This is a genomic window from Bradyrhizobium sp. HKCCYLRH3099, assembly GCF_051167855.1.
Classification (GTDB): Bacteria; Pseudomonadota; Alphaproteobacteria; order Rhizobiales; family Xanthobacteraceae; genus Bradyrhizobium.
The window spans coordinates 416,677-440,418 of record NZ_JBNPTW010000002.1; the positions used below are offsets into that span (position 1 = coordinate 416,677).

Annotated in this window: 33 protein-coding genes; 27 read left to right on the top strand and 6 right to left on the bottom strand. The window is 64.4% G+C overall.

What is annotated here, in order from left to right; all coding sequences use genetic code 11:
- Positions 1 to 34: 34 nt before the first annotated feature.
- Positions 35 to 493, bottom strand: coding sequence for a SufE family protein (locus ACQR1Y_RS07185; protein WP_434876482.1), 459 nt, complete (start codon positions 491 to 493; stop codon positions 35 to 37).
- Between the two features lie 47 nt (positions 494 to 540).
- Positions 541 to 933, bottom strand: a complete 393-nt coding sequence (locus ACQR1Y_RS07190; RefSeq protein ID WP_434876481.1) for a response regulator — start codon at positions 931 to 933, stop codon at positions 541 to 543.
- A 450-nt stretch (positions 934 to 1,383) separates the two neighbouring features.
- Here ACQR1Y_RS07190 and nifH point away from each other — a divergent pair, with 450 nt between their 5' ends.
- The 10 genes from nifH to hspQ all read left to right on the top strand — a co-directional run bounded on the left by nifH (position 1,384) and on the right by hspQ (position 10,494).
- On the top strand, positions 1,384 to 2,271 hold the full coding sequence (gene nifH, locus ACQR1Y_RS07195; protein WP_434876480.1) for a nitrogenase iron protein: 888 nt from the start codon (positions 1,384 to 1,386) through the stop codon (positions 2,269 to 2,271).
- Between the two features lie 76 nt (positions 2,272 to 2,347).
- Positions 2,348 to 3,850 carry a nitrogenase molybdenum-iron protein alpha chain gene (nifD, locus tag ACQR1Y_RS07200; protein ID WP_012045819.1) on the top strand — a complete coding sequence of 501 codons (1,503 nt, stop codon included), beginning with the start codon at positions 2,348 to 2,350 and terminating at the stop codon, positions 3,848 to 3,850.
- A gap of 95 nt (positions 3,851 to 3,945) precedes the next feature.
- On the top strand, positions 3,946 to 5,505 hold the full coding sequence (nifK, locus tag ACQR1Y_RS07205; protein WP_434859258.1) for a nitrogenase molybdenum-iron protein subunit beta: 1,560 nt from the start codon (positions 3,946 to 3,948) through the stop codon (positions 5,503 to 5,505).
- Between the two features lie 130 nt (positions 5,506 to 5,635).
- The gene (gene nifE / locus ACQR1Y_RS07210) at positions 5,636 to 7,312 is read left to right on the top strand and encodes a nitrogenase iron-molybdenum cofactor biosynthesis protein NifE (protein WP_434859259.1); all 1,677 of its coding nucleotides are present in this window, start codon (positions 5,636 to 5,638) and stop codon (positions 7,310 to 7,312) included.
- A gap of 10 nt (positions 7,313 to 7,322) precedes the next feature.
- On the top strand, positions 7,323 to 8,720 hold the full coding sequence (gene nifN, locus ACQR1Y_RS07215) for a nitrogenase iron-molybdenum cofactor biosynthesis protein NifN (RefSeq protein WP_434876479.1): 1,398 nt from the start codon (positions 7,323 to 7,325) through the stop codon (positions 8,718 to 8,720).
- Positions 8,721 to 8,745: 25 nt separating this feature from the next.
- A complete protein-coding gene (nifX, locus tag ACQR1Y_RS07220; RefSeq protein WP_172134705.1) occupies positions 8,746 to 9,141 on the top strand; it encodes a nitrogen fixation protein NifX in 396 nt (131 codons plus the stop codon).
- A 10-nt stretch (positions 9,142 to 9,151) separates the two neighbouring features.
- Positions 9,152 to 9,622, top strand: a complete 471-nt coding sequence (locus tag ACQR1Y_RS07225; protein ID WP_006609661.1) for a NifX-associated nitrogen fixation protein — start codon at positions 9,152 to 9,154, stop codon at positions 9,620 to 9,622.
- A gap of 17 nt (positions 9,623 to 9,639) precedes the next feature.
- Positions 9,640 to 9,840 carry a CCE_0567 family metalloprotein gene (locus ACQR1Y_RS07230; RefSeq protein WP_009032148.1) on the top strand — a complete coding sequence of 67 codons (201 nt, stop codon included), beginning with the start codon at positions 9,640 to 9,642 and terminating at the stop codon, positions 9,838 to 9,840.
- Positions 9,841 to 9,863: 23 nt separating this feature from the next.
- The gene (fdxB, locus tag ACQR1Y_RS07235) at positions 9,864 to 10,148 is read left to right on the top strand and encodes a ferredoxin III, nif-specific (protein WP_434859261.1); all 285 of its coding nucleotides are present in this window, start codon (positions 9,864 to 9,866) and stop codon (positions 10,146 to 10,148) included.
- A 19-nt stretch (positions 10,149 to 10,167) separates the two neighbouring features.
- Positions 10,168 to 10,494, top strand: a complete 327-nt coding sequence (hspQ, locus tag ACQR1Y_RS07240; protein WP_434876478.1) for a heat shock protein HspQ — start codon at positions 10,168 to 10,170, stop codon at positions 10,492 to 10,494.
- A gap of 413 nt (positions 10,495 to 10,907) precedes the next feature.
- Here the strand turns inward: hspQ and ACQR1Y_RS07245 are convergent, their stop codons facing one another.
- Genes ACQR1Y_RS07245 through ACQR1Y_RS07255 form a run of 3 tightly spaced genes read right to left on the bottom strand, consistent with a single transcriptional unit; the run spans position 10,908 to position 12,616 of the window.
- On the bottom strand, positions 10,908 to 11,225 hold the full coding sequence (locus ACQR1Y_RS07245) for a hypothetical protein (RefSeq protein WP_008965769.1): 318 nt from the start codon (positions 11,223 to 11,225) through the stop codon (positions 10,908 to 10,910).
- A gap of 30 nt (positions 11,226 to 11,255) precedes the next feature.
- A complete protein-coding gene (locus tag ACQR1Y_RS07250) occupies positions 11,256 to 12,107 on the bottom strand; it encodes a sulfurtransferase (RefSeq protein WP_434876477.1) in 852 nt (283 codons plus the stop codon).
- 50 nt (positions 12,108 to 12,157) lie between these two features.
- Complete coding sequence (locus ACQR1Y_RS07255; protein WP_006609667.1) at positions 12,158 to 12,616, bottom strand: hypothetical protein; 459 nt, start codon at positions 12,614 to 12,616, stop codon at positions 12,158 to 12,160.
- Positions 12,617 to 12,813: 197 nt separating this feature from the next.
- On the opposite strand from ACQR1Y_RS07255, the gene ACQR1Y_RS07260 reads away from it, so the two are divergent.
- Entirely contained in the window at positions 12,814 to 13,236 is a 423-nt protein-coding gene (locus tag ACQR1Y_RS07260; RefSeq protein WP_035654868.1) for a Rieske (2Fe-2S) protein, read from the top strand.
- Between the two features lie 65 nt (positions 13,237 to 13,301).
- Here ACQR1Y_RS07260 and ACQR1Y_RS07265 read toward each other — a convergent pair whose 3' ends face one another.
- Positions 13,302 to 13,910 (bottom strand): hypothetical protein, encoded by a 609-nt coding sequence (locus tag ACQR1Y_RS07265; protein WP_434876476.1) that lies wholly within the window; start codon positions 13,908 to 13,910, stop codon positions 13,302 to 13,304.
- 324 nt (positions 13,911 to 14,234) lie between these two features.
- Between ACQR1Y_RS07265 and ACQR1Y_RS07270 the strand changes: the two genes are divergently transcribed.
- The 16 genes from ACQR1Y_RS07270 to ACQR1Y_RS07345 all read left to right on the top strand — a co-directional run bounded on the left by ACQR1Y_RS07270 (position 14,235) and on the right by ACQR1Y_RS07345 (position 23,731).
- Positions 14,235 to 14,555 (top strand): HesB/IscA family protein, encoded by a 321-nt coding sequence (locus tag ACQR1Y_RS07270; RefSeq protein WP_006609670.1) that lies wholly within the window; start codon positions 14,235 to 14,237, stop codon positions 14,553 to 14,555.
- 55 nt (positions 14,556 to 14,610) lie between these two features.
- On the top strand, positions 14,611 to 14,901 hold the full coding sequence (locus ACQR1Y_RS07275) for a NifU family protein (protein ID WP_434859267.1): 291 nt from the start codon (positions 14,611 to 14,613) through the stop codon (positions 14,899 to 14,901).
- 9 nt (positions 14,902 to 14,910) lie between these two features.
- Positions 14,911 to 16,125, top strand: coding sequence for a cysteine desulfurase NifS (nifS, locus tag ACQR1Y_RS07280; protein WP_434876475.1), 1,215 nt, complete (start codon positions 14,911 to 14,913; stop codon positions 16,123 to 16,125).
- Positions 16,122 to 16,343 carry a putative nitrogen fixation protein NifT gene (nifT, locus tag ACQR1Y_RS07285; protein WP_012029022.1) on the top strand — a complete coding sequence of 74 codons (222 nt, stop codon included), beginning with the start codon at positions 16,122 to 16,124 and terminating at the stop codon, positions 16,341 to 16,343. Before nifS ends, nifT begins: the two co-directional genes overlap by 4 nt.
- Positions 16,343 to 17,209, top strand: a complete 867-nt coding sequence (locus ACQR1Y_RS07290) for an SIR2 family NAD-dependent protein deacylase (RefSeq protein WP_434859269.1) — start codon at positions 16,343 to 16,345, stop codon at positions 17,207 to 17,209. Before nifT ends, ACQR1Y_RS07290 begins: the two co-directional genes overlap by 1 nt.
- Before the next feature lie 260 nt (positions 17,210 to 17,469).
- A complete protein-coding gene (gene nifB / locus ACQR1Y_RS07295; protein ID WP_434859270.1) occupies positions 17,470 to 19,032 on the top strand; it encodes a nitrogenase cofactor biosynthesis protein NifB in 1,563 nt (520 codons plus the stop codon).
- A 55-nt stretch (positions 19,033 to 19,087) separates the two neighbouring features.
- Positions 19,088 to 19,312: a YfhL family 4Fe-4S dicluster ferredoxin gene (locus tag ACQR1Y_RS07300; protein ID WP_006609676.1), complete on the top strand. Its 225-nt coding sequence runs from the start codon at positions 19,088 to 19,090 to the stop codon at positions 19,310 to 19,312.
- Positions 19,313 to 19,322: 10 nt separating this feature from the next.
- Positions 19,323 to 19,652, top strand: coding sequence for a HesB/IscA family protein (locus ACQR1Y_RS07305; RefSeq protein WP_315721320.1), 330 nt, complete (start codon positions 19,323 to 19,325; stop codon positions 19,650 to 19,652).
- Between the two features lie 11 nt (positions 19,653 to 19,663).
- Positions 19,664 to 20,197 carry a hypothetical protein gene (locus ACQR1Y_RS07310; RefSeq protein ID WP_434859271.1) on the top strand — a complete coding sequence of 178 codons (534 nt, stop codon included), beginning with the start codon at positions 19,664 to 19,666 and terminating at the stop codon, positions 20,195 to 20,197.
- Entirely contained in the window at positions 20,190 to 20,963 is a 774-nt protein-coding gene (locus ACQR1Y_RS07315; protein WP_434859272.1) for a 4Fe4S-binding leucine-rich repeat protein, read from the top strand. The genes ACQR1Y_RS07310 and ACQR1Y_RS07315 overlap by 8 nt, the downstream gene beginning before the upstream one ends.
- A complete protein-coding gene (locus ACQR1Y_RS07320) occupies positions 20,960 to 21,283 on the top strand; it encodes a nitrogen fixation protein NifZ (RefSeq protein WP_434876474.1) in 324 nt (107 codons plus the stop codon). Before ACQR1Y_RS07315 ends, ACQR1Y_RS07320 begins: the two co-directional genes overlap by 4 nt.
- Positions 21,280 to 21,519, top strand: a complete 240-nt coding sequence (locus ACQR1Y_RS07325) for a nitrogen fixation protein NifZ (protein WP_012029017.1) — start codon at positions 21,280 to 21,282, stop codon at positions 21,517 to 21,519. The genes ACQR1Y_RS07320 and ACQR1Y_RS07325 overlap by 4 nt, the downstream gene beginning before the upstream one ends.
- 15 nt (positions 21,520 to 21,534) lie before the next feature.
- Entirely contained in the window at positions 21,535 to 21,891 is a 357-nt protein-coding gene (locus ACQR1Y_RS07330; RefSeq protein ID WP_434859274.1) for a DUF3024 domain-containing protein, read from the top strand.
- A 17-nt stretch (positions 21,892 to 21,908) separates the two neighbouring features.
- Positions 21,909 to 22,169 carry a hypothetical protein gene (locus ACQR1Y_RS07335; protein ID WP_434876473.1) on the top strand — a complete coding sequence of 87 codons (261 nt, stop codon included), beginning with the start codon at positions 21,909 to 21,911 and terminating at the stop codon, positions 22,167 to 22,169.
- 2 nt (positions 22,170 to 22,171) lie between these two features.
- Positions 22,172 to 23,386 (top strand): DegT/DnrJ/EryC1/StrS family aminotransferase, encoded by a 1,215-nt coding sequence (locus tag ACQR1Y_RS07340; RefSeq protein ID WP_434876472.1) that lies wholly within the window; start codon positions 22,172 to 22,174, stop codon positions 23,384 to 23,386.
- A gap of 36 nt (positions 23,387 to 23,422) precedes the next feature.
- Positions 23,423 to 23,731, top strand: coding sequence for a 2Fe-2S iron-sulfur cluster-binding protein (locus ACQR1Y_RS07345; protein ID WP_172185768.1), 309 nt, complete (start codon positions 23,423 to 23,425; stop codon positions 23,729 to 23,731).
- The last annotated feature ends 11 nt before the right edge of the window (positions 23,732 to 23,742 follow it).

The window sequence follows — 23,742 nt, forward strand, 5'->3', positions numbered from 1 at the left end:
GGGCTAATCAACCAAGCAAATCAGCTCATCAAATCTACGCCGCCGCGGCCATCGCGGCCTGCGCATCGGCCTTGATCCGGTTCACCATCGAGCGGAAGCCGTTGGAGCGCTGCGGGGTCAGATGCTCGCGCAGGCCGAGCTTCTCGAACAGCGCGATTGGATCGGCGGCGAGGATCTCGGGCGCGGTGCGGCCGGAGACCATCGCCAAGAGGATCGCGACCAGGCCGCGGACGATGTGGGCGTCGCTGTCACCGACGAAGTCCAGCATCGGCGCTGCACCGTGGCGCACCGAGGTGGCGACCCAGACCTGGCTGGTGCAGCCCTGCACCTTGTTGCCGTCGTTGCGGTCGGCGTCGGGCAGGGGCGCCAGGCCGCGGCCGAGCTCGATGACGTAGCGGTAGCGGTCGTCCCAGTCGTCGAGCAGGGTAAAATTCTCGACGATGTCCTCGATATCCGGATTCGCGGGAGCTGCCGTCTGCACCATCTTCAACATGATCCTCTCCTGGTCGTCTGCTGATCTCAATCCGCCTTGAGGCGTGGCTACGTCGCGAGGCTCGGCTCAGTGCCGCGGCGCGCCAGCACCGTGTCGACCGCGTGAGTCACCCCGTCGAAGGTGATCGGCTTGGCGATGATCGCCTCGGCGCCCTGGCGCAGGCCTGCGAGCGCCAGCGGTGATTTGGTCGAGCCGGCCACGACGATGATGCCGGCCTGATGAAGCTTGCGGGCGAGCATGCCGACGGTCTCGGCGCCGTCGTCCTCCAGGATGCTGCTGCCGACCAGCACGGCATCCGGTGTCGCTCGTGCCGCCTTGCTCAGCGCATCCGCGGTCTCCGCGAAGGTGAAGGTCTCGTGACGCTCGCTGAGGATATAGCCGAGCGCCGAGCGGATCACCTGATCGGATTCAATGACAAAGACGCACGTCCTGCTCGACATCGAAATGCTCCTTCTGGCCCGTTCGTAAAGCGGGTTTGATCTACATCAAGCAAACTCCGTACCGCCGGCCTGAGCAGGCTTCATACATGCGCTGCGAGAGAGGATCGCTGCAGCGCTGCGTGGAGCCTGCGACGACATGTGTCGTTTCGGACAGCACGTCGCGGGAGCGTCGGGTGAAAAACCCAGATGTCGGGTTTGCAACAAGGTCATCCTAGCTTCGAGCTTGGCCGCATCTCTTTCAAAACATGGCCTTTTTAACGATTCCAAAGCTCTGGCACAGCCGTTGCAAAACTCTGGTCAGGCAAAGGTTGAGGGCTGAGTGCACGCCGACGCTTCGGACGAGCGATGCTCTCCTTCCCAATAACCCGTCTGCCGGTTCTGGAGAGAGGACGCGGTCCTGGTCATGCAAGGCGCATGCGGGACATTGGCAATCGGTTGATGGAGAGCAGAATGTCATCACTTCGACAAATCGCATTCTACGGCAAGGGCGGCATCGGCAAGTCGACGACGTCGCAGAACACTCTGGCGGCACTCGCCGAGATGGGTCATCGGATCCTGATCGTCGGCTGCGACCCCAAGGCGGATTCGACCCGCCTGATCCTGCACGCCAAGGCCCAGGACACCATCCTGAGCCTGGCCGCTGCCGCCGGCAGCGTCGAGGACCTCGAGATCGAAGAGGTCATGAAGGTCGGCTATCGCGACATCCGTTGCGTCGAGTCCGGCGGTCCGGAGCCGGGCGTCGGCTGCGCCGGCCGCGGCGTGATCACCTCGATCAACTTCCTGGAAGAGAACGGCGCCTATGAGGACATCGACTACGTGTCCTACGACGTGCTCGGCGACGTGGTCTGCGGCGGCTTCGCGATGCCGATCCGCGAGAACAAAGCGCAGGAGATCTACATCGTGATGTCCGGCGAGATGATGGCGATGTATGCCGCCAACAACATCTCCAAGGGCATTCTGAAGTATGCGAACTCCGGCGGCGTGCGCCTGGGCGGCCTGGTCTGCAACGAGCGCCAGACCGACAAGGAGCTGGAGCTGGCTGAGGCTCTGGCCAAGAAGCTCGGCACCCAGCTGATCTACTTCGTGCCGCGCGACAACATCGTGCAGCACGCCGAGCTGCGCCGTATGACCGTGCTGGAATATGCGCCGGAGTCGGTCCAGGCCAACCACTACCGCAACCTGGCGACCAAGATCCACGGCAATGCCGGCAAGGGCATCATCCCGACCCCGATCACGATGGACGAGCTCGAGGACATGCTGATGGAGCACGGCATCATGAAGGCGGTCGACGAGACCCAGATCGGCAAGACCGCCGCCGAGCTCGCCGCCACGGCCTGAAGCGTCACCGGTCATCCGGCCCGTCGGTTCGACGGGCCGGGCGATCTCCGCAACCGATCATCGAGGAAAAAGCCAGATGAGCGTTATCGAGAAACAAAGCGTTGCCGAGATCAAGGCACGCAACAAGGAACTGATCGCCGAGGTCCTCAAGGTCTATCCCGAGAAGACCGCCAAGCGCCGCGCCAAGCATCTCAACGTCCACGAGTCCGGCAAGTCGGACTGCGGCGTCAAGTCGAACATCAAGTCGATCCCGGGTGTCATGACCATCCGTGGTTGCGCCTACGCCGGCTCGAAGGGCGTGGTCTGGGGTCCGATCAAGGACATGATCCACATCAGCCACGGCCCGGTCGGCTGCGGCCAGTACTCCTGGGCGGCGCGCCGCAACTACTACATCGGAACGACCGGCATCGACACCTTCGTCACGATGCAGTTCACCTCCGACTTCCAGGAGAAGGACATCGTGTTCGGCGGCGACAAGAAGCTCGCCAAGATCATGGACGAGATCCAGGAGCTGTTCCCGCTGAACAACGGCATCACCGTGCAGTCGGAATGCCCGATCGGCCTGATCGGCGACGACATCGAGGCGGTGTCGAAGACGAAGTCCAAGGAGTATGACGGCAAGACCATCGTCCCCGTCCGCTGCGAAGGCTTCCGCGGCGTGTCGCAGTCGCTCGGCCACCACATCGCCAACGACGCGATCCGGGACTGGGTGTTCGACAAGCTGCCGGCCGACGCCGCGCCGCGCTTCGAGCCGTCGGATTACGACGTCGCGATCATCGGCGACTACAACATCGGCGGCGACGCCTGGTCCTCGCGCATCCTGCTCGAGGAGATGGGCCTGCGCGTGATCGCCCAGTGGTCGGGCGACGGCTCGCTGGCCGAGCTCGAGGCGACGCCGAAGGCGAAGCTGAACGTGCTGCACTGCTACCGCTCGATGAACTACATCTCGCGTCACATGGAAGAGAAGTTCGGTATTCCGTGGTGCGAGTACAACTTCTTCGGGCCGAGCAAGATCGCCGAATCGCTGCGCAAGATCGCCAGCTATTTCGACGACAAGATCAAGGAAGGTGCCGAGCGCGTCATCGCCAAGTACCAGCCCTTGATGGACGCCGTGATCGCCAAGTACCGGCCGCGCCTCGAAGGCAAGACCGTGATGCTGTTCGTCGGCGGCCTGCGTCCGCGCCACGTGATCGGCGCCTACGAGGACCTCGGCATGGAGGTCGTCGGCACCGGTTACGAGTTCGCCCACAACGACGACTATCAGCGCACCGCCCAGCACTACGTCAAGGACGGCACGCTGATCTATGACGACGTGACCGGCTACGAGTTCGAGAAATTCGTCGAGAAGGTCCAGCCGGACCTGGTCGGCTCGGGCATCAAGGAAAAGTACGTATTCCAGAAGATGGGCGTGCCGTTCCGCCAGATGCACTCCTGGGATTACTCGGGTCCCTACCATGGCTATGACGGGTTCGCGATCTTCGCCCGCGACATGGACATGGCGATCAACTCGCCGGTCTGGAAGATGACCAAGGCTCCCTGGAAGCAGGCTCCCAAGCCGCTGCTCCAGGCGGCCGAGTAACTGGCAAAGTAACCTGCACCACCCACGGCCTGGCTCTCCTTCGGCGGAGAGCCAGTGCTCCCTGATCGACACAGGAACATAGAGAGGGTTTTCCCATGACACAGTCTGCCGAACATGTGCTCGATCACTTCGAGCTTTTCCGTGGTCCCGAATACCAGCAGATGCTGGCCAACAAGAAGAAGATGTTCGAAAATCCGCGCGATCCCGCGGAAGTCGAGCGCATCCGCGAATGGGCCAAGACGCCCGAATATCGCGAGAAGAATTTCGCCCGCGAGGCGCTGACCGTCAACCCGGCCAAGGCCTGCCAGCCGCTCGGCGCCGTGTTCGTCGCCGTCGGCTTCGAGAAGACCCTGCCGTTCGTGCACGGCTCGCAGGGCTGCGTCGCCTATTATCGCAGCCATCTGTCGCGCCACTTCAAGGAGCCGAGCTCCTGCGTGTCGTCGTCGATGACCGAGGACGCGGCCGTGTTCGGCGGCCTCAACAACATGATCGACGGCCTCGCCAACGCCTACAACATGTACAAGCCGAAGATGATCGCGGTCTCGACCACCTGCATGGCGGAAGTCATCGGTGACGACCTCAACGCCTTCATCAAGACCTCAAAGGAAAAGGGCTCGGTTCCAGCCGAGTACGACGTTCCCTTCGCCCACACGCCCGCCTTCGTCGGCAGCCACGTTACCGGCTACGACAATGCGATGAAGGGCATTCTCGAGCACTTCTGGGACGGCAAGGCCGGCACCGCGCCGAAGCTGGAGCGCGTTCCGAACGAGAAGATCAACTTCATCGGCGGCTTCGACGGCTACACCGTCGGCAACATCCGTGAGGTCAAGCACATCTTCGAGGAGATGGGCATCGAGTACACTATACTCGGCGACAACTCGAACGTGTTCGACACGCCGACCGACGGCGAGTTCCGCATGTATGAGGGCGGCACGACCCTGGAGGACGCGGCCAATGCCGTGCACGCCAAGGCGACCATCTCGATGCAGCATTATTGCACCGAGAAGACGCTGCCCTTCATCGGCAATCACGGCCAGGAAGTGGTCTCGTTCCATCACCCGGTCGGCGTTTCCGGCACCGACGCCTTCCTGATGGCGCTGTCGCGCATCTCCGGCAAGGACATCCCGGAATCGCTTTCCGTCGAGCGTGGCCGCCTGGTGGACGCGATCGCCGACTCCAGCGCCCACATCCACGGCAAGAAGTTCGCGATCTACGGCGATCCGGACCTCTGCCTCGGCCTGGCCTCGTTCCTTTTAGAACTCGGCGCCGAGCCGACCCATGTGCTCGCCACCAACGGCAACAAGGAGTGGGCGGAGCGCGTGCAGGCGGTGTTCGATGCCTCGCCGTTCGGCAAGAACTGCCACGTGTATCCCGGCAAGGATCTCTGGCACATGCGCTCGCTGCTGTTCACCGAGCCGGTCGACTTCCTGATCGGCAACACCTACGGCAAGTATCTGGAGCGCGACACCGGCACGCCGCTGATCCGCATCGGCTTCCCGATCTTCGATCGCCACCACAAGCACCGTTATCCGGTGTGGGGCTATCAGGGCGGCCTGAACGTGCTGGTCACGATCCTCGACAAGATCTTCGACGAGATCGATCGCAACACCAACGTGCCGGCCAAGTCGGACTACAGCTTCGACATCATCCGCTAAGTCACGGCGCGCGGCGGTCCCCAGGGGCCGCCGCGCTTCGCTCTGGACGATGCGGCTCGTGGGAAGGCACCAAGCCTGAGCCGCCTCATTCCACCAAGACGCGCCGAACGTCCGCCAACAGGAGAAGCCGATGAGCTCGCTGTCTGCCACGATCCAGAACGTCTTCAACGAGCCGGGTTGCGGCAAGAACGCCAACAAGTCCGAGGCCGAGCGCAAGAAGGGCTGCACCAAGCAGCTGCAGCCGGGCGGCGCGGCCGGTGGCTGCGCCTTCGACGGCGCCAAGGTCGCCCTGCAGCCGCTGACCGACGTCGCGCATCTCGTGCACGGACCGATCGCCTGCGAAGGGAATTCCTGGGACAACCGCGGCGCGGCCTCGTCTGGCTCGCAGATCTGGCGCACCGGTTTCACCACCGACATCAACGAGACCGACGTCGTGTTCGGCGGCGAGAAGCGCCTGTACAAGGCGATCAAGGAAATCATTGAGAAATACGATCCGCCGGCGGTCTTCGTCTACCAGACCTGCGTGCCCGCCATGACCGGCGACGACATCAACGCGGTCTGCAAGGCGGCTTCGGCCAAGTTCGGCAAGCCCTGCATTCCGGTCAACTCGCCCGGCTTCGTCGGCCCTAAGAATCTCGGCAACAAGCTGGCCGGCGAGGCGCTGCTCGACCACGTCATCGGCACCGTCGAGCCGGAGGTCACGACGCCCTACGACCTCAACATCATCGGCGAATACAATCTCTCCGGCGAGCTCTGGCAGGTGAAGCCGCTGTTCGACGAACTCGGCATCCGCATCTCCGCCTGCATCTCCGGTGACGGCCGCTACAAGGAGGTCGCGTCGTCGCACCGCGCCCGCGCGGCGATGATGGTGTGCTCCAAGGCGATGATCAACGTCGCCCGCAAGATGGAGGAGCGCTACGGCATTCCGTTCTTCGAGGGCTCGTTCTACGGCATCCAGGACTCCTCGGACTCGCTGCGCGAGATCGCGCGTCTCCTGGTCGAGCGCGGCGCGCCGGCGGATCTGCTGGACCGCACCGAGGCGGTGATCGCCCGCGAAGAAGCCAAAGCCTGGGCCGCGATCGAGCCGTTCAAGAAGCGGCTCACCGGCAAGAAGGTCCTGCTGATCACCGGCGGCGTGAAGTCGTGGTCGGTCGTGGCGGCGCTGCAGGAGGCCGGCATGGAGCTGGTCGGCACCTCCGTGAAGAAGTCCACCAAGGAGGACAAGGAGCGCATCAAGGAACTGATGGGCCAGGACGCTCACATGATCGACGATATGGCGCCCCGCGAGATGTACAAGATGCTCAAGGACGCCAAGGCCGACATCATGCTCTCCGGCGGCAAGTCGCAGTTCGTGGCGCTGAAGGCCGCGATGCCCTGGCTCGACATCAACCAGGAGCGCTCGCACGCCTTCATGGGCTATATCGGCATGGTGAAGCTGGTCGCCGAGATCGACAAGGCGATCTACAACCCGATGTGGGAGCAGCTGCGCAAGCGGGCGCCCTGGGAGAGCGCCAGCAACAACTGGCAGGCCAAGGCGATTGCGCAGGCCGATGCGGAAGCTGCTGCGCTCGCGGCTGATCCCGTGGCGGCGGAAGCCGCGCGCCGCGCCAAGAAGATCTGCCATTGCAAGTCGGTCGATCTCGGCACCATTGAGGATGCGATCAAGGCGCACGGCCTGACCGACGTCGCCGGCGTCCGGACCCACACCAACGCCTCGGGCGGCTGCGGCGCCTGCGCCGGCCGGGTCGAGGACATTCTTGCGGCGCAGAAGGCACCGGCTGCGCCGCTCTTGCAGGCAGCGGAATAGGGCGGCGCTCATGGCCAAGGTCACCATTGGAAAGAAGGCCTGCGCGGTCAATCCGCTCAAGATGAGCCAGCCGATCGGCGGCTCGTTCGCCTTCCTCGGCCTGCGCGGCGCGATGCCGCTGCTGCACGGCTCGCAGGGCTGCACCTCGTTCGGCCTCACTTTGTTCGTGCGCCACTTCAAGGAAGCGGTGCCGATGCAGACGACGGCGATGAGCGAGGTCGCCACTGTGCTCGGCGGCTACGAGAACGTCGAGCAGGCGATCCTCAACATCTACAAGAAGCAGAAGCCGGAGATCATCGGCATCTGCTCGACCGGCGTCACCGAGACCAAGGGCGACGACGTCGACGGCTACATCAAGCTGATCCGCGAGAAGCATCCGGAGCTCGCCAATTATCCGCTCGTCTATGTCTCGACCCCGGACTTCAAGGATGCGTTCCAGGACGGCTGGGACAAGACCGTCGCCAAGATGGTCGAGGTACTCGTCGACAAGCCGACCTCGACCCGGCGCGATCCCGCCAGGGTCAACGTGCTGCCCGGCTGCCATCTGACACCAGGGGACATCGAGGAGCTCCGCACCATCTTCGAGGATTTCGGCCTGGAGCCGTCGTTCCTGCCGGACATCGGCGGCTCGCTCGATGGTCATATCCCCGACGAGTTCACGCCGACCACGATCGGCGGCATCGGTCTCGAAGAGATCGCGACCATGGGCAGCGCGTCCTGGACGATCGCGATCGGCGCGCAGATGAAGCGCGCGGCGGAGGCGATGCAGGCGAAGACCGGCGTGCCGTACCGGCTGTTCGAGCGGCTCTGCGGCCTGCTGCCGAACGACGAGTTCATGTCCTTCCTGAGCGAGATCTCGGGCCGTCCGGTGCCGGCGAAATATCGCCGCCAGCGCGGCCAGCTCGCGGACGCGATGCTGGACGCGCATTTTCACATCGGCGGCCGCAAGCTCGCCATCGGCGCCGAGCCGGACCTGCTGTTCGACGTCGCCAGCATGCTGCACGACATGGGCGCCGAGATCTCGGTCGCTGTCACCACCACGCAGTCGCCGGTGCTGGAGCGGATGCCCTGCGAGGAGGTGCTGATCGGCGACCTCGAGGATCTGGAGAACCTCGCCAAGGCGCGCGACTGCGGCCTGATGATGACGCATTCGCACGGCCGCCAGGCGGCGGCGCGGCTGAAGATCCCGTTCTACCGGGTCGGCTTCCCGATGTTCGACCGGCTGGGCGCTGGGCATCTGCTGACCGTCGGCTATCGCGGCACCCGCGACCTGGTGTTTGCGCTCGCCAACCTGATCATCGCCGACCGCGAGGACAACCATCAGCCGACGCCGGACACCTGGATCGATCCCTGGAAGGATTTCCAGCAGGTCTCGCCGGAGCCGGCGGTCGTGGCACCGCTGCATTGACGCGTCAGGAGAAAGGACCGACGACATGAAAGTCGCATTCGCTACCCAGGATCTGAAACGCGTCGACGCCCATTTCGGCTGGGCCAAGAACATCGCGATCTACGATCTCGATCCCGAAGGCTACCGCTTCGTCGAGACCGTCGAGTTCGACGGCGATCTCAAGGAAGACGGCAACGAGGACAAGCTGGCGCCGAAGATCGAGGCGATCAAGGATTGCGCGATCCTCTATGTCGCCGCGATCGGCGGCTCCGGCGCGGCGCGCGTGGTCGCCAACAACATCCACCCCATGAAGGTCACCCAGCCCGAGGACATCACCGATCTCCTCGGCAAGCTGCAGGCGGTGCTGAAGGGCACGCCGCCGCCGTGGCTGCGCAAAGCCTTGGCAAAAGGCCAGGAACGCGCGCTCGATTTCGAGGAATGAGGAAACGAACATGTCTGATACCGCAGTCGTAGAAGAAGTCGTCCCCGCCGAGCAGCGGCCTTTCGTCAAGGAGCTGATCAAGGTCTGGCGCGCCCAGGACACCCATGGCGCCTGGGAGGGCAAGAAGGACGTCGAGCTGCTCGAGCCCTACATCCTGGACAAGGAGAAGCGCCGTGCGCTGCCGATCATCGGCGACCCCGATCCGGAGACGATCTGGCGGCTCGAGCTGTTCTTTAACGCGATCGCGCTGTCGATCGAGAAGGCCACCGGCGTGATGATCTCGCCGATGCTGAAGATGAGCCATGAGGGCTTTGGCCGCATGGTGCTGATCGGCGGCCGGCTGATCGTGGTCAACAAGCAGCTGCGCGACGTGCACCGCTTCGGCTTCGACAATCTCGGCAAGCTGGCCGACGAGGGCGACAAGTTCGTCAAGGCCGGCGTCGAGATGATCGAAAAGTTCAAGGACGTCGCGAATTACTAACGGCGAGGATGAGAGAGATGAGCGACCTGGATACATTGAAGGCCGAGATCAAGAAGCTGTCGGCCCGCGCCATGGATGCCAAGATGAACCTGCACGATCTGTCGGAGGAACTGCCCGTCAACTGGGACCAGATCCTGCCGACCGCGCAGAAGGCGCACGAGGCATTCGCCGAGCTGGAGAAGAAGCGGGCCGAGCTGAAGAAGCTCGAGGCCGCGTAAAGCCCGCACAAGGACCTGTCACCATGTCCAATTCAACCCGCGACGGCCGCGACTGGCGGCCGGACTATCTGGTCGCCATCGACGCGGCCAAGTGCATCGGCTGCGGCCGCTGCTACAAGGTCTGCGGCCGCGAGGTGATGACCCTGAAGGGCATCAACGACGAGGGCGAGTTCGTCGAGCTCGACGACGACGAGGATGACGAGGTCGAGAAGAAGATCATGGTCATGCACGACACCGGCGCCTGCATCGGCTGCGGCGCCTGCGCCCGGGTCTGCCCGACCAACTGCCAGACCCATTCGCCGGCGTGATCCTATCGAGCGTGCGGGCATGCTGCGGATGGAAGCAAAATTCACGATCGGCCAGGTGACCCGGCACCGCGTCTACGACCTGCGCGGTGTCGTGTTCGATGTCGACCTGTCCTTCTCCGAGGAGGAAGGCTGGCGCGCCATCACGATGGACAAGCGGCTCGACAAGGAGCAGCCGTTCTATTACCTGCTCGCCGAATGCGGCGATAGCAGCTACATCGCCTACGTGCCGGAGCAGAACCTGATCGCGGACGTCTCAGGCGACCCGGTGAAGCATCCGGACATCGGCGAGCTGTTCGATGTGGATGATGGCGGGAGCTATCATTACCGCGGGCGGGTTTTCCAATAGTCGACTGGATATCCAGCCATAGCCGTCATTGCGAGGGGAGCCGCAGGCGACGAAGCAATCCAGAACTCCGCGCGGCCCTGGATCGCGTCGCTGCGCTCGCGATGACGTTGGTAGCCAGTAGGGTGGGCAAAGGCGCCTGGGTGGTCCTTCGTTAAGCGCTCAGTCTCACGCGCCGTGCCCACCGTCTGTCCGCACGCGCGGAGCGACCATGGTGGGCAACATCTATCCTCCCGTCATTCCGGGGCATCGCGGAGCGATGAGCCCGGAATCCATATCCACGAACGGATATTGTCCTTCGAGAAAAGCGCCACACGCAACTCGCGCTTCATCACCGCCTGTGCCTATGGATTCCGGGCTCGCGCTGTGCGCGCCCCGGAATGACGGAGAGGTGCGGGCTGTTCTGGAGATGGGACCTACTCGATCCCCTGTTCCCTGGCCTTCCACATCGCGGCGATCCGGAAGCGTTCGTTGATCGCGGCGGGGCTGGCCAGGATCTCGGACTGGGCGCCGGCGAAGGCGCCCTCGACGATCGCGGCTTCCTCTTTCGTCAACGTGATCCGGCCGGCCATGTGGGTGGCGTCGGGGGCGGCCTCCCAGATCTTGCGCCGGTTCGGATGCAGCTTGACCTCGACCAGCTCGAACGCCTCGAGCTCGCCGTCGAGGCAGATCGCGAGGCCGATCACCTCGACCTTGCGGCCGTCCTGCGTGGTCTTGACCAACGTCTTTGCCATGCCTGTGCTCCCGTCATTGATGTCCTGAGGTCACGCCGCCGCCGGCGTGTCGTCGAGCTGGCTCCATTCCGCCCAGGCGCCGTCATGGACGGCGGCGCTGGGAACGCCGAGGCGGTACAGCGCCAGCGCCAGCATGCACGAGGTGATGCCCGAGGCGCAGGTGGTGACGATCGGCTTCGCCAGATCGATATCAGCGGCCGCGAAGCGCGCGGCGAGTGCGTCGGGCGGCAGCAGCACGCCCGTATCGGGATCGACCAGATCGGCCCAGGGCAGGTTGATGGCGCCGGGAATGTGACCCTGGCGCTTGAAGGTGAAGACGTCGGGCTGCGTCCCGTCGAACTTGCCGGGGCCGCGGGCGTCCACGAGCTGCGCGCCACTCTGCAGCGCGGCCTGCACCTGCGCCGAGGTCGCAACCAGCTCGGGCCGGAAGCTCGCCGTGAAGCTCGCCGGCGCCGGGCGCACCGGCGTCATCTCGGCGGGCTGCTTCTCCTTGGTCCATTTGCCGAAGCCGCCATCGAGCAGAGCGACATTGTCGTGGCCGAAGACGCGGAACATCCACCACACGCGGCCTGCGGCCGAACCGCCATAGTGGCGGTCATAGACGATGACGCGATCGGCATTGCTGATGCCGAGCAGCCCGACCTTGTGTGCGAAATCCTCCGCCGTCGGTAGCATATGCGGCAGCGGGTTGGTCTTGTCGGCGACCTGGTCGATGTCGAAATGCACCGAGCCCGGCAGGTGCCGGCCGCGATACTGTGTGCGGCCGTCGAGATTGGTGCTCGGATGATGCCAGGTGCAATCGAGGATCTTGATGCCGGGATCGGCGAGATGCTGCGCCAGCCATTCGGAGCTGACCAGGGCGTCGGATGGATCTCTGCTCATGCATGCGCTCTCGATGAGGGGCCAACGGAAAGGCTGACGCGCAAAGCGCGTCAGAGCGTCTTCGGCATCGCGTAGCCCGGGCGCGGATGGCTGTCGTAATATTCCGGGCGCTCCGGCCAGCCGCCATCGGCGATGATCTTGAAGGTCGCGACCGTCACCGGCGCGCCGGGCGAGCAGGACACTTCGGTGAACTTGATCTCGCGCTCGCCGGGGCCGGCCGAGAAATCGGCGACCGTGGTGCCGTCGGCCTTGCGGGCGCGGGCGAAGCCGGGCGTGCCGACGGTGGCGGCGGGCACGGCGGCGGCGACGAAATTCGGCTGCTCCAGGCCGTCGACCGCGGGTCCGAAGGCGGGCGAGGCGAAGGTGAAGGTCGCGAGCACGCCGCTGCGGTCGACCGCCTTGTCGGCGGTGGTCGGACGCGCCACCGAGTAGACGGTCAGCGTGCCGCCGTCCAAAGCGGCCTTGATGTCGTCGAGCGAGCTTTCGACGAAGTCCAATGTCACGTTCATGTCGATCTCCTTACAAAGAGAGGCCTTTGCAGGAGAAATTTTCAAATTCTGTGCCAGTCTCTCGCAACAGCGAGACAGATGCCGGAACGCGGAGTTGCGCGAATCTTGCAACGTGATCCGTCAGCGAGCCGACCGCCGCTCTCATCGCACCGAAAGCGGCAATGTCGGACATGCGCCAGACATCGATGAGGCCTGACATGACGACCGACGTCGCCTACGCCATCTGCAGCTTCAACGACATCCCGAGCCGCCGCGCCATGGGCTTCCAGCTCATGATCGTCGCGGAGGACGGCAGCCATCGCCCGTGGCCGATCTTCGTGATCCGCTGGGGCAAGCAGGTGTTCGGCTATCTGAACATGTGCCCGCACGACAAGGTGAATCTGGACTGGGAGCGCAACCAGTTCATGGACGGCAACGGCCTGCGCATCCTCTGCGGCAAGCACGGCTCGCTGTTCGAGATCGGCACCGGGATGTGTGTCGACGGCCCCTGCAAGGGCGAGAGCCTGACGCCAGTGGCCTTGTCGGTGATCGACGGTGACATCTGCGTCACCGGCGTGACCCTGGTGGAGGATGACGAGGACGACGAGGAAGAGGCCGGTATGCAGTGTGAGGAAGGTTGAGGTCTCACATGAAGTCCCGGCGAAAGGACCGGGACTTCACTTGGCGTGTGAGGAGGAGACGGCGGTCAAACCGGCCGGTTCTCGTTGCGGTTTTTCACCGGCTCCATCTTGGCCAGCGCGTCGGCATAGGCAATGAGCTCATAGCTCTCGCTGAACTTCACGGCGTCGTCGAGCACGTAGTCCAGCTTGCCGGCGGTATCGAGCTTCTTGATGTCGTTCTTGTCGATCGACAACAGATCCATCATCTCCTTCCAGACCGTCGATTCATCGCACGGCAGGACGTAGAACGTCACATCGCCCATCTTGATGCGATACTTCGCCAGCAGGTCGATGTTGTTGCAGAACATGAAGTAGCTGCCGTCAGGCTTCAGCAGGCCCTTCAGAACCTCCACCGCCGTCTCGAGGTAGGCCAGCGAGTGGATGTAGCCGACCAGCACCGGGATGGTCGGCTCGCCGTCGTTGACGATCGTCAGCACCTGCTCGATCGAGAAATCCGGCGGGCGCTTCTCGTCGGCCACCTGGGTCTGGAATTTCAGCGCGATGTCGCCGCGGAAGCCGAACCGGCCCGGCTTCGTGGTCGGCGCCTTCAGCACGGCGTTGAGCAGCCGGCCCTCCTTGTCGAGCTGCGCGAGCGCGGTGGTCTCGATCGCAACCGTCTTCTCCAATGTCGTCATCAGCAATCCCCTCGCATGTCCTTCATGAGCCGTTCGCCGCACGGCGCGGTCAAAAGGCGGTGATGCAAGTTGTCTGCCGATGTTTGTTGCGCGTTGATTTGCTTGAGATTTTCGTCCGCCGGGCCGGCCGATTGTCGCGTTTGCGCCGCGACATTCTGACGTCACGGGCGCGACACGACGCGAGGCGCGCCTGTCGCAAAGCCGACACGCGTCGGAAACGCCACAGCGACATCGCGAAAAGCCGTGTTCTTTCAGGCGATTGATGCATGGCACGAGACTTGCCAATTCCGTTCGCAACAGCCGAATGGGAAAGGCCAGACGATGATGATCAACCTGACTGACAGCGCCGTCAACGCAGTACGCAACGCGATCACGACCTCCGACAAGCCGGTCGACGGCCTGCGGATCATGGTCGAAGCCGGCGGCTGCGCCGGGCTCAAATACAACATGGGTCTCGTCAGCGGCAGCGAGCCGGAGGACACCGTGATTGAGCGCGAGGGCGTGCGCGTGCTCGTCGATCACAAGAGCCTCGAATATCTCGAGGGCACGACGATCGATTTCGTCGTCGCGCTGGAAGGCTCCGGCTTCACCTTCGAGAACCCCAACGCCAAGTCGAGCTGCGGCTGCGGCAAGTCCTTCGCCTGAGCAGTCGTTCGTTTAAATCCTTCGCTTGATCCATCAACACGAGAGAAGTGACATCATGCTGGTCGAAACCCAGGGCGTCGTCGAGGCGCCGGCTCAGATGAGCGAACGCGAGCGGATCATCCGGGCCGTGATCGAGGAGGTTCGTCCGAACCTCAAGCGCGACGGCGGCGATTGCGAACTCGTCGAGATCGACGGCAACAAGATCATGGTCAAGCTCGCCGGCGCCTGCATCTTCTGCAAGCTCGCCAGCGCGACCCTGGAAGGCATCCAGGCCCGCATGATCGAGAAGCTCGGCGAATTCGTCCGTCTCATTCCGGTGGCCGGCGCTGCGAAGGCGCGGCATTAAGGAGCGGCCGTGCGTCCGGTGTACCTCGACAACAACGCCACGACGCGCGTCGACCCCGATGTCGTCGCGGCGATGTTGCCGTTCTTCACGGACCAGTTCGGCAATGCCTCGTCCTCGCATGCCTTCGGCAGCGAGGTCGCGGGCGCCGTCCGCCAGGCGCGCAAGAGCCTGCAGGCGCTGCTGGGCGCCGCCTTCGACCACGAGATCGTCTACACCTCGGGTGGGACGGAATCCGACAACACCGCGATCCTGTCGGCGCTGGAGACGCAGGAGGGGCGTGACGAGATCGTCACCACCGCGGTCGATCATCCCGCAATCCTGTCGCTGGTCGAGTATCTCAGGGACAAGCGTGGAGTGACGGTGCACCTGATCGGTGTCGATGCCGCCGGGCGGCTCGATGTCGACGCCTACAAGCGCGCGCTTGGGCCGCGCACCGCGATCGCCTCCGTGATGTGGGCGAACAACGAGACCGGTACTCTGAATCCAATTCCGGAACTGGCGAAGCTCGCACATGATGCTGGTGCGCTGTTCCATACCGACGCCGTGCAGGCGGTCGGCAAGATTGCCATTGACCTGAAATCTGCCGGCGTCGACATGCTGTCATTGTCTGGACACAAGCTGCACGGGCCCAAGGGCATCGGTGCGCTCTATGTCAGGAAAGGCACGCCGTTCGCGCCGCTGGTGCGCGGTGGCCCGCAGGAGCGCCGCCGGCGTGGCGGCACCGAGAATGTTCCCGCCATCATCGGCCTCGGCAAGGCGGCCGAACTCGCCGCGAAGCATCTCGCCGACGAGCAGGGCCGGGTGCGCGCGCTGCGCGACCGGCTGGAGCAGGGCATCATCCAGGGCGTCGGCCATTGCGCCGTGCTCGGCGATGTTGCGCAGCGCCTCCCGAACACCGCCAATATCGCGTTCCTGCATCTCGAAGGCGAGCCGATCGTGATGCGGCTGAACCAGGCCGGCATCGCCGCCTCGCTCGGCTCCGCCTGCGCCTCCGGCTCGATGGAGCCGTCGCACGTGCTCAGGGCAATGAACGTGCCGCCGGAGCTGCTGCGCGGCGCGGTGCGCTTCTCGTTGTCGCGCGACACCACCGACGACGACATCACGCGCGTGCTGGCCGTGCTGCCCGACATCGTCAGCCGTCTCCGCGAGACCTCGCCGTCCTGGCTGCAACATCATCCGTCAAACGCGGCGGACGCCCTTCGTCCCACGGAGCTTACGCAATGAAAGTCATGATCCGCCGCTCGCCGGAAACCGGCCTCTCCATCTACGTCCCCAAGAAGGACCTGGAGGAGCCGATCGTCGAGACCGAGCACGAGACCCTGTGGGGCGGCTGGATCCGCATCGCCAATGGCTGGGTGCTCGAGCTGCCGCAGATGGCCGCCGACACGCGGCTGCCGATCACGATCAATGCGCGCAAGCGCGGTGGAGAAGGGGACGAGTGATGAATGCGCCGCTTCCTCATATCGACATCATCAAGCAGGCCGACGCCGAGGCGCTGCTGAAGGACGTCGTCGCCAAGCTCAAGGCTGGCAAAATCGTTCCGTTCCTCGGTCCCGCGGTGTCGGAGCAGTCCGGCGCCGCCGTGCCGATGAATCCGGAGGCGCTGGCCGCGTTCTTCGGCACCAAGGTGGCGCTGCCGCGCCGCGCGAAGGGAAATGCCTGGGCCTCGGCACAGCATATCGAGAGCACGCGGCACCGCTCGACGGTGACAGCGCTGATGGCGGAAGCTTTCGCGGCGCCGGTCGCGCCGACGCCGTTGCAGCAGCATCTCGCGTCGCTGCCGCTGCCGATGATCGTCGACAGCTGGTATGACGGCGCGATGCGCACTGCGTTGGCCGGCCGCAGCGACTGGGGCGAGGTGCAGGGCATCACCCGCGCCCATATCGGCGAAGACCGCTGGTATCGCTTCTACGACGCTGATGGCGGCGAGAGCGATCGCGAGAAGGCCAACGGCTGGACCACGCTGCTGTACAAGCCGCATGGCGGCATCACGCCGGCGAAGAATTTCCTGATCACCGACGCCGACTATGTCGAGGTCCTGACCGACATCGACATCCAGACGCCGATTCCCGACACCGTGAAGGATCGCCGCACCGATCGCGGATTCCTGTTCATCGGCTGCCGCTTCAACGACCAGCTGCTGCGCACCTACGGCCGCCAGGTCATCAAGCGGTCGGGCACCGAGCACTACGTCCTGGTCGAGCCTGATACGCTGTCGAAGAACGAGCTGAAATTTTTCATCGCCGAGCGGCTGACGCCGATCGCGATTCCGCTGGCCCGCGCCACCGAGATCATCATCGGCGGCTGAACGCGATGCGTTTCAATCACGAACAGCGCGGCCCAAGGCCGCGCTGTTTTGCTGTGCGTCGTCTCCGCGATCCGAGTCTGTAACGTTTCTAACAACGCATCAAACGAGAGGCTTTCGCATGTTGGCAAGGCGACAGCCGCGATGATTTTGCTAAGGCGTTGATAGTTCGCAGGAATGATCTTGTCCGGCGCGTGGCACGCGAGTTGCTGAACTCCTTACCAAGGCGGTTTGCGGCTCGCCAGCAACGTTAAGGAGCGGACATGGACGCGTCAGTGCAGCACGAACAGGCGACGATACCGGACAGCGACAAGCTGAGCTCGGTGATGCAGACCATCGCAGAACACAAGGGCTGCGGCACCTCGGGCGGCAGCGGCAAGGCGAGCTGCGGCTCCGGCGCCGGCGAGAACGACCTCCCGCCGGAGATCTGGGAGAAGGTGAAGAACCATCCCTGCTACAGCGAGGAGGCGCATCATCACTACGCGCGCATGCACGTCGCGGTGGCGCCCGCCTGCAACATCCAGTGCAACTACTGCAACCGCAAATATGACTGCGCCAACGAGTCGCGTCCGGGCGTCGTCAGCGAGAAGCTCTCGCCGGAGCAGGCCGCCAAGAAGGTGCTGGCCGTCGCCTCGACCATTCCGCAGATGACCGTGCTCGGCATCGCCGGCCCGGGCGATCCGCTCGCCAACCCCGAGAAGACCTTCAAGACCTTCGAGCTGATCGCGCGCACCGCGCCCGACATCAAGCTCTGCCTGTCGACCAACGGTCTCGCGCTGCCCGACCATGTCGACACCATCGCCGGCTTCAACGTCGACCACGTCACGATCACCATCAACATGGTCGATCCCGAGATCGGCGCCAAGATCTATCCCTGGGTGTTCTGGAAGCACAAGCGCTATACCGGCGTCGAAGCGGCCAAGCTGCTCACCGACCGCCAGCTGCAGGGCCTGGAGATGCTGACCGAGCGCGGCATCCTCTGCAAGGTCAACTCGGTGATGATCCCCGGCGTCAACGACAAGCACCTCGTCGAGGTCAACAAGGCGGTGAAGTCGCGTGGCGCCTTCCTGCACAACATCATGCCGCTGATCTCCTCGCCAGAGCACGGCACCGTGTTCGGCCTGACCGGCCAGCGCGGCCCGACCGCGCAGGAGCTGAAGGCTCTGCAGGACGAGTGCGAAGGCGAGATGAACATGATGCGGCACTGCCGCCAGTGCCGCGCCGACGCCGTCGGCCTGCTCGGCGAGGACCGCTCGGCGGAGTTCACCACTGACAAGATCATGGCGATGGAGGTGAATTACGACATCGACAGCCGCAAGGCCTATCAGGAGGCGGTCGAAAGCGAGCGCGTCGCCAAGGTCGTCGCCCGCCAGGAGGAGCTTGCTTCGCTCGCCGGCCAGTCCAGCGACATCAAGCTGCTGGTCGCGGTGGCGACCAAGGGCTCGGGCCTGATCAACGAGCATTTCGGCCACGCCAAGGAGTTCCAGGTCTACGAACTCTCCACGGCCGGTGCGAAGTTCGTCGGTCACCGCCGCGTCGATTTGTACTGCCAGGGCGGCTATGGCGACGAGGACAGCCTGGAGACCGTGATCCGCGCCATCAACGACTGCCATGCGGTGTTCGTGGCCAAGATCGGCGGCTGCCCGAAGAGCGACCTGCAGGCCGCCGGCATCGAGCCGGTCGACCAGTTCGCCCACGAGTTCATCGAGAAGTCGGCGATCGCTTGGTTCAAGAGCTATCTCGACAAGGTCAACAGCGGCGAGATCCAGCACGTCGTGCGCGGTGACGCCGAGATCCGCCAGGGCGCTCTGACCTCGGCGGCGTGAGATCCGATCCCGGCGGCGCTCCGGCGCCGCCGGCCCCTTTCGACAGGAGCGTTTCATGACTTTGAAGATCATTGCTTCGCAATGCACGAGCTGCTCGGCCTGCGAGCCCGAATGCCCGAACGTGGCGATCTCCGAGAAGAACGGCACCTTCGTGATCGACCCCAAGAAGTGCACCGAGTGCATCGGCCATTTCGACGAGCCGCAATGCGCCGCGGTCTGCCCGGTCGACAACACCTGCGTCATCGACAATTCGTTCCCGCGCTATCAGCCGCCGGCCTGAGGAGACCCCGATGAACTTTACGCTCACGCCAGCTGCGCAGAAATTCATGCGCATGATGCTGAGGGCCGACGGCGGCGCCGGTGCTGGCTTCCGCCTCGCGGTGTCGCCCGGCGGCTGCTCGGGTCTCGCCGCGGACATCAGCGTGCTCGCGACGCCACTCGCCGGCGACGCCGTGGTCGAGCGCGACGGCGTCAAGCTGTTCCTGCCGGCGGAAAGCCGCCTGCTGCTCGACGGCGTCACGATCGATTTCGCTGACACCGCGACCCAGACCGGCCTCGTGTTCCACGACCCGAAGCAGGTGTCGTGCTCCAGCCACGCGCTGAAGGCGCTGCAGGACTAGGACAACCAACAATGCCGACCGATGCCCGGCCCAGCTCCCAGACTGCCATCGAGGACGCGCTGCTTGCCGACGCGCTGCTCGGTGGCGGACTGCCGGAGGAGGCCGAGCGACATCTCTGGGAGGCGGGCCAAAGCTATCACCTCGACGACATCGCCGAGGCGCATCTGAAGCAGGCCGAGGCGCTGGCGCCGGATCATGCCGCGGTCCTGATCGGCTTCTATCGGTTCTATTTCTACAAGGGGCGGCTCAACGACGCGCTGCGCATCGCCAAGCGCTGCCTCGCCAAGGCCGCGATTGAAAACCATCTGCCGCCGCATTGGCGCGACGTCCGGCCGGAGCATGCCGAGTTCGGCAGCTTCGACCACATGCTGCCGCGCTTCTTCATGTTCACCTTGAAGGGCTACGCTTACTTGCAGATGCGGCTCGGCAATCTCGTCGAGGGGCGGCTTGCGGTGCAGAAGCTGCTCGACCTCGATCCTACCGACAAGATCGGCGCGCGCGTGCTGCTCGAGGTCGTCGACCGGGTGGAGCTCGACGATGAGTGACGACATCGACGAAGCCATTGACTGGCAGGGTAACGAGATCAGCTGCACCGGCTGCGCCCACGAGCAGCTGAGCGCGACCGGTGGCTGCAAGCTCCGCCACGCCTGCGTGCACGACCGCTATGCGCGGCGCATCGACCGTTTCTTCAACTGGAATCCGGGGCTCGCCAACGATTACGTCAAGCACCCGCATTTCGAGGTGCGGGCGATCGCGGCCAAGCATGCGAGCCCGTTCTATCTGCCGCCGCTGCTCGACGACCCGGAGGAGACGGTGCGCTGGAATGCGGCGCGGCGGCTGCCGAAGCGATTGGTGCTGCGTCTGCGCCATGATCCGCATCGCGAGGTCCGCATCCGTATCGCCACCGTGCTCGATCCCGAAGACCTGATGCCGATGATGATGGATGACGACTATTACGTCCGTCTGGTCGTCGCGCGCCGGATCGTGCCGTCCGTGCTCGGCCGCATGATGGGCGATCCCGAAGCCGAGGTCCGCCGGGTCGTCGCGCGCCGCATTCCGAGCGACTGGCTGCTCGGCATGATCAGCGATCCCGATGCGCGGGTCCGCCTGGAGATCGCCGAGCGCCTGGCGCCGGATCTGCTGACAGCGATGCGCAAGGATGCCGACTGGCGCGTGCGCCACGAAGTCGCGAGCCGCATCCCGCTCGGCGAACTCGCCGAACTCGCGCGGGATGAGGATCCGCTGGTGCAGGAGATGGCGCGCGGCCGGCTCGAGAACCGTTCGGGAGCTGCGATGGAGAAACCGGCATGAGCAACATCGTTCGTGACAGCGAGGTCGTCGAGCTGTCGGCGCCGCCCTACTTCACCTTCGGCGAGAAGGTGAAGGCGAAGCGGACCATCCGCAACGACGGCACCTATGCGGGCAAGGAGATCGGCGAGATCCTCGCGAAGAAGGGGGAGATCGGCTACGTCGTCTCGATCGGCTCCTTCCTGCAGCAGTTCTACATCTACGGCGTCGAGTTTCTCGAAAGCGGAAACCGCGTCGGCATGAAACGCAAGGAGCTCGAATCCACCGTTCCCCGCGGGGAGGCCGAGGACGAGCTGCCGCTGCCGGGAGCGTACAGATCATGATCGAACCGCGGATGCCGAAATACCAATGGGGCCAGCGCGTCAAGGCGCTGATCGACCTCGTCAATGACGGCTCGTTCCCGAATGCGCCGGCGGAAGCCAAGCTGGTCGGCATCGGCGACATGGGCGAGATCGTGCAGGTCGGCACCCATACCGAAGCGAACATGCCGATCTATCTCGTCGAATTCGGCGAGCAGCTCGTCGTCGGGTGTCTCGAGGAGGAGATCGTCCCGGTCTGAGGGCGATGATCGATCATGGTGGCAGCCGCGCTTAAGCCCAGCTTCGTCCTGCCTGCGCATCCCAACGAGTTGGATCGCAAGCGGATCGAGCGCGCGCTGAAGTCGCGCAAACGCTACCGCTACGTCGAGCCGACGGTCGTGCCGGTCGATGAAGGTTATCAGGTCCGCAGTCCGTGCTGCTCGCGCAACATCGACAAGGACGGCGGAGTGATCGACGTGGCGCTGCTGCGTCATGATCCCGCGAAGACGATGTGGAAGCTGTTCTGGAGAGATCACGCGAAGGGGATCTGGGAGCTGCACAGTGTGCACCAGCGGTTGACCGCGGCGGTCGACGAGCTGAACGCCGACCCCGAGCGGATCTTCTGGCAGTAACGAGGAGGACGGGTGAGATGGCATTGGCCGAGCAGGAACTGAATGAGATCGCCCAGGTGCTCGAGCAACCTGACGCCGGGAGCACCGCGTTCGGCGAGCTGCGCCGCCGCTTTCCCAAGCTGGTTCTGACGCGGTGCGATGCCTCGGATGTCACCGAAGTGCCGTTCCGCAGCTACGCGGCGTTCGACCTGCATCTGCTCGACGCCAGCGAGCACTGCGCGGGAGTCACGGACGACCCGGCCAAGGCCACCGGCCTCATCCTGGCGAAGCGGGGCTGATCATGACCAAGCCCTATCTGGTGCATGACGCCGACCGGCAGGAGCAGGACGAGGCCGAGCTGACGCCGGTCGAGGCGAGCTTCATCCCGCTGTCCGATCCGGATATCACGACGGCGGAGATCGCGGCCGTGGATGCCGCGTTGCGCTCGCCGCGGCTGTCCCACGGGCCGCTGGTCGAGGAGTTCGAGGCGGCGTTCGCCGCCTATCTCGGGCGCAAATACGCCATTGCTGTGCCGAGCGGAACACTCGGCCTTGTCCTGGTCTTGAAGGGCCTGGGAATCGGTCCCGGCGACGAAGTGATCGCGTCGTCCTATTCGTTCCGCGAGGTCGCGCATGCGATCAGCATCGTCGGCGCCAAGCCGGTGTTCGCCGACATCGACTATTATTCCGGCACGTTGGCGCCGAGCAAGATCGAGGCGCGGATCACGGCCAAGACCAAAGCGATTCTGGCCGGCAACACCAATGGCCATCCGGCCAAGTGGTCGGAGCTGCACGCGATCGCCAAGGCGCACAGCCTGACGCTGCTCGAGGACTCGACCGAGGCGATTGGCTCGAAGTACAAGGGCGCGCTGGTCGGCACCTTCGGCGCGGCCTCGGTGTTCGACTTCTCGCAGCCGTTTGCGCTGACCTGCGGCGAGGGCGGCATGGTCGTGACCGACGATGTCGACATCGCCGTGGCGGTGCGGCGCCACCGCTCGCACCGGCTCGACGAGCGGAGCTCGGTCGTGGTCAGCGGTACGCCGTCGCATCAGGCGGTCATGAGCGACGTCACCGCGGCGCTCGGGCTCGCGCAGCTCAAGCGGATCGACGAGATCCTCGAACGGCGCCGGCTGATCGAGCAGATCTATTACAGCCAGGTGCAGTCCTTCGAGGGCATCAAGGATCCCTATGTCGGTCCAGATGTCACCGAGGTGAACTGGTTCCTGTACCAGGTGCATCTGGGGACTCGCTTCTCGAAGTCCAGCCGCGACTCGATCGTCGAGGATCTCCGCGTCGAGCAGGTCGAGGCTGTCGCCTATTCCAATCCGCTGCACCTGCAGCGCCACTATTTCGACATGGGCTACAGGCGCGGCGACTATCTGGTGACCGAGAAGGTCGCCGATCGCGTGGTGGCCCTGCCGTTCCACGTCCATCTGACCACCGACCAGATCGCCTTCATCGTCGCGACGATGAAGGACGCCTCGGTCAATGTCGGAGCGGGCGCTGCGATCTACTGACGTGAAATGAACTCAACCCACTAAAGGAGAACATCAATGGCAACTCTGACGGTCATGCCCTCTGGAAAGACGATCGAGGTGGGCGAGGGCACCACCATTCTCGCGGCGCTGCTCGCGGCCGAGGTCGAGATCCCGCATAAGTGCGAGGGCCAGGCCAAGTGCGGCTCCTGCCACATCTTCCTGCAGGAGGGACGCAAGGGCGTGTCGAAGGTCAGCAAGCTCGAGAACGAGAAGCTGGATACCATCGTCGGCGTCGGCTCCAAGTCCCGCCTCGCGTGCCAGGCGACGATCCTCGGCACCGAGAACGTCAAGATCGAGCTGCTCGGCTTCTCGTCAGGTCTGTAACAGGAGGACAT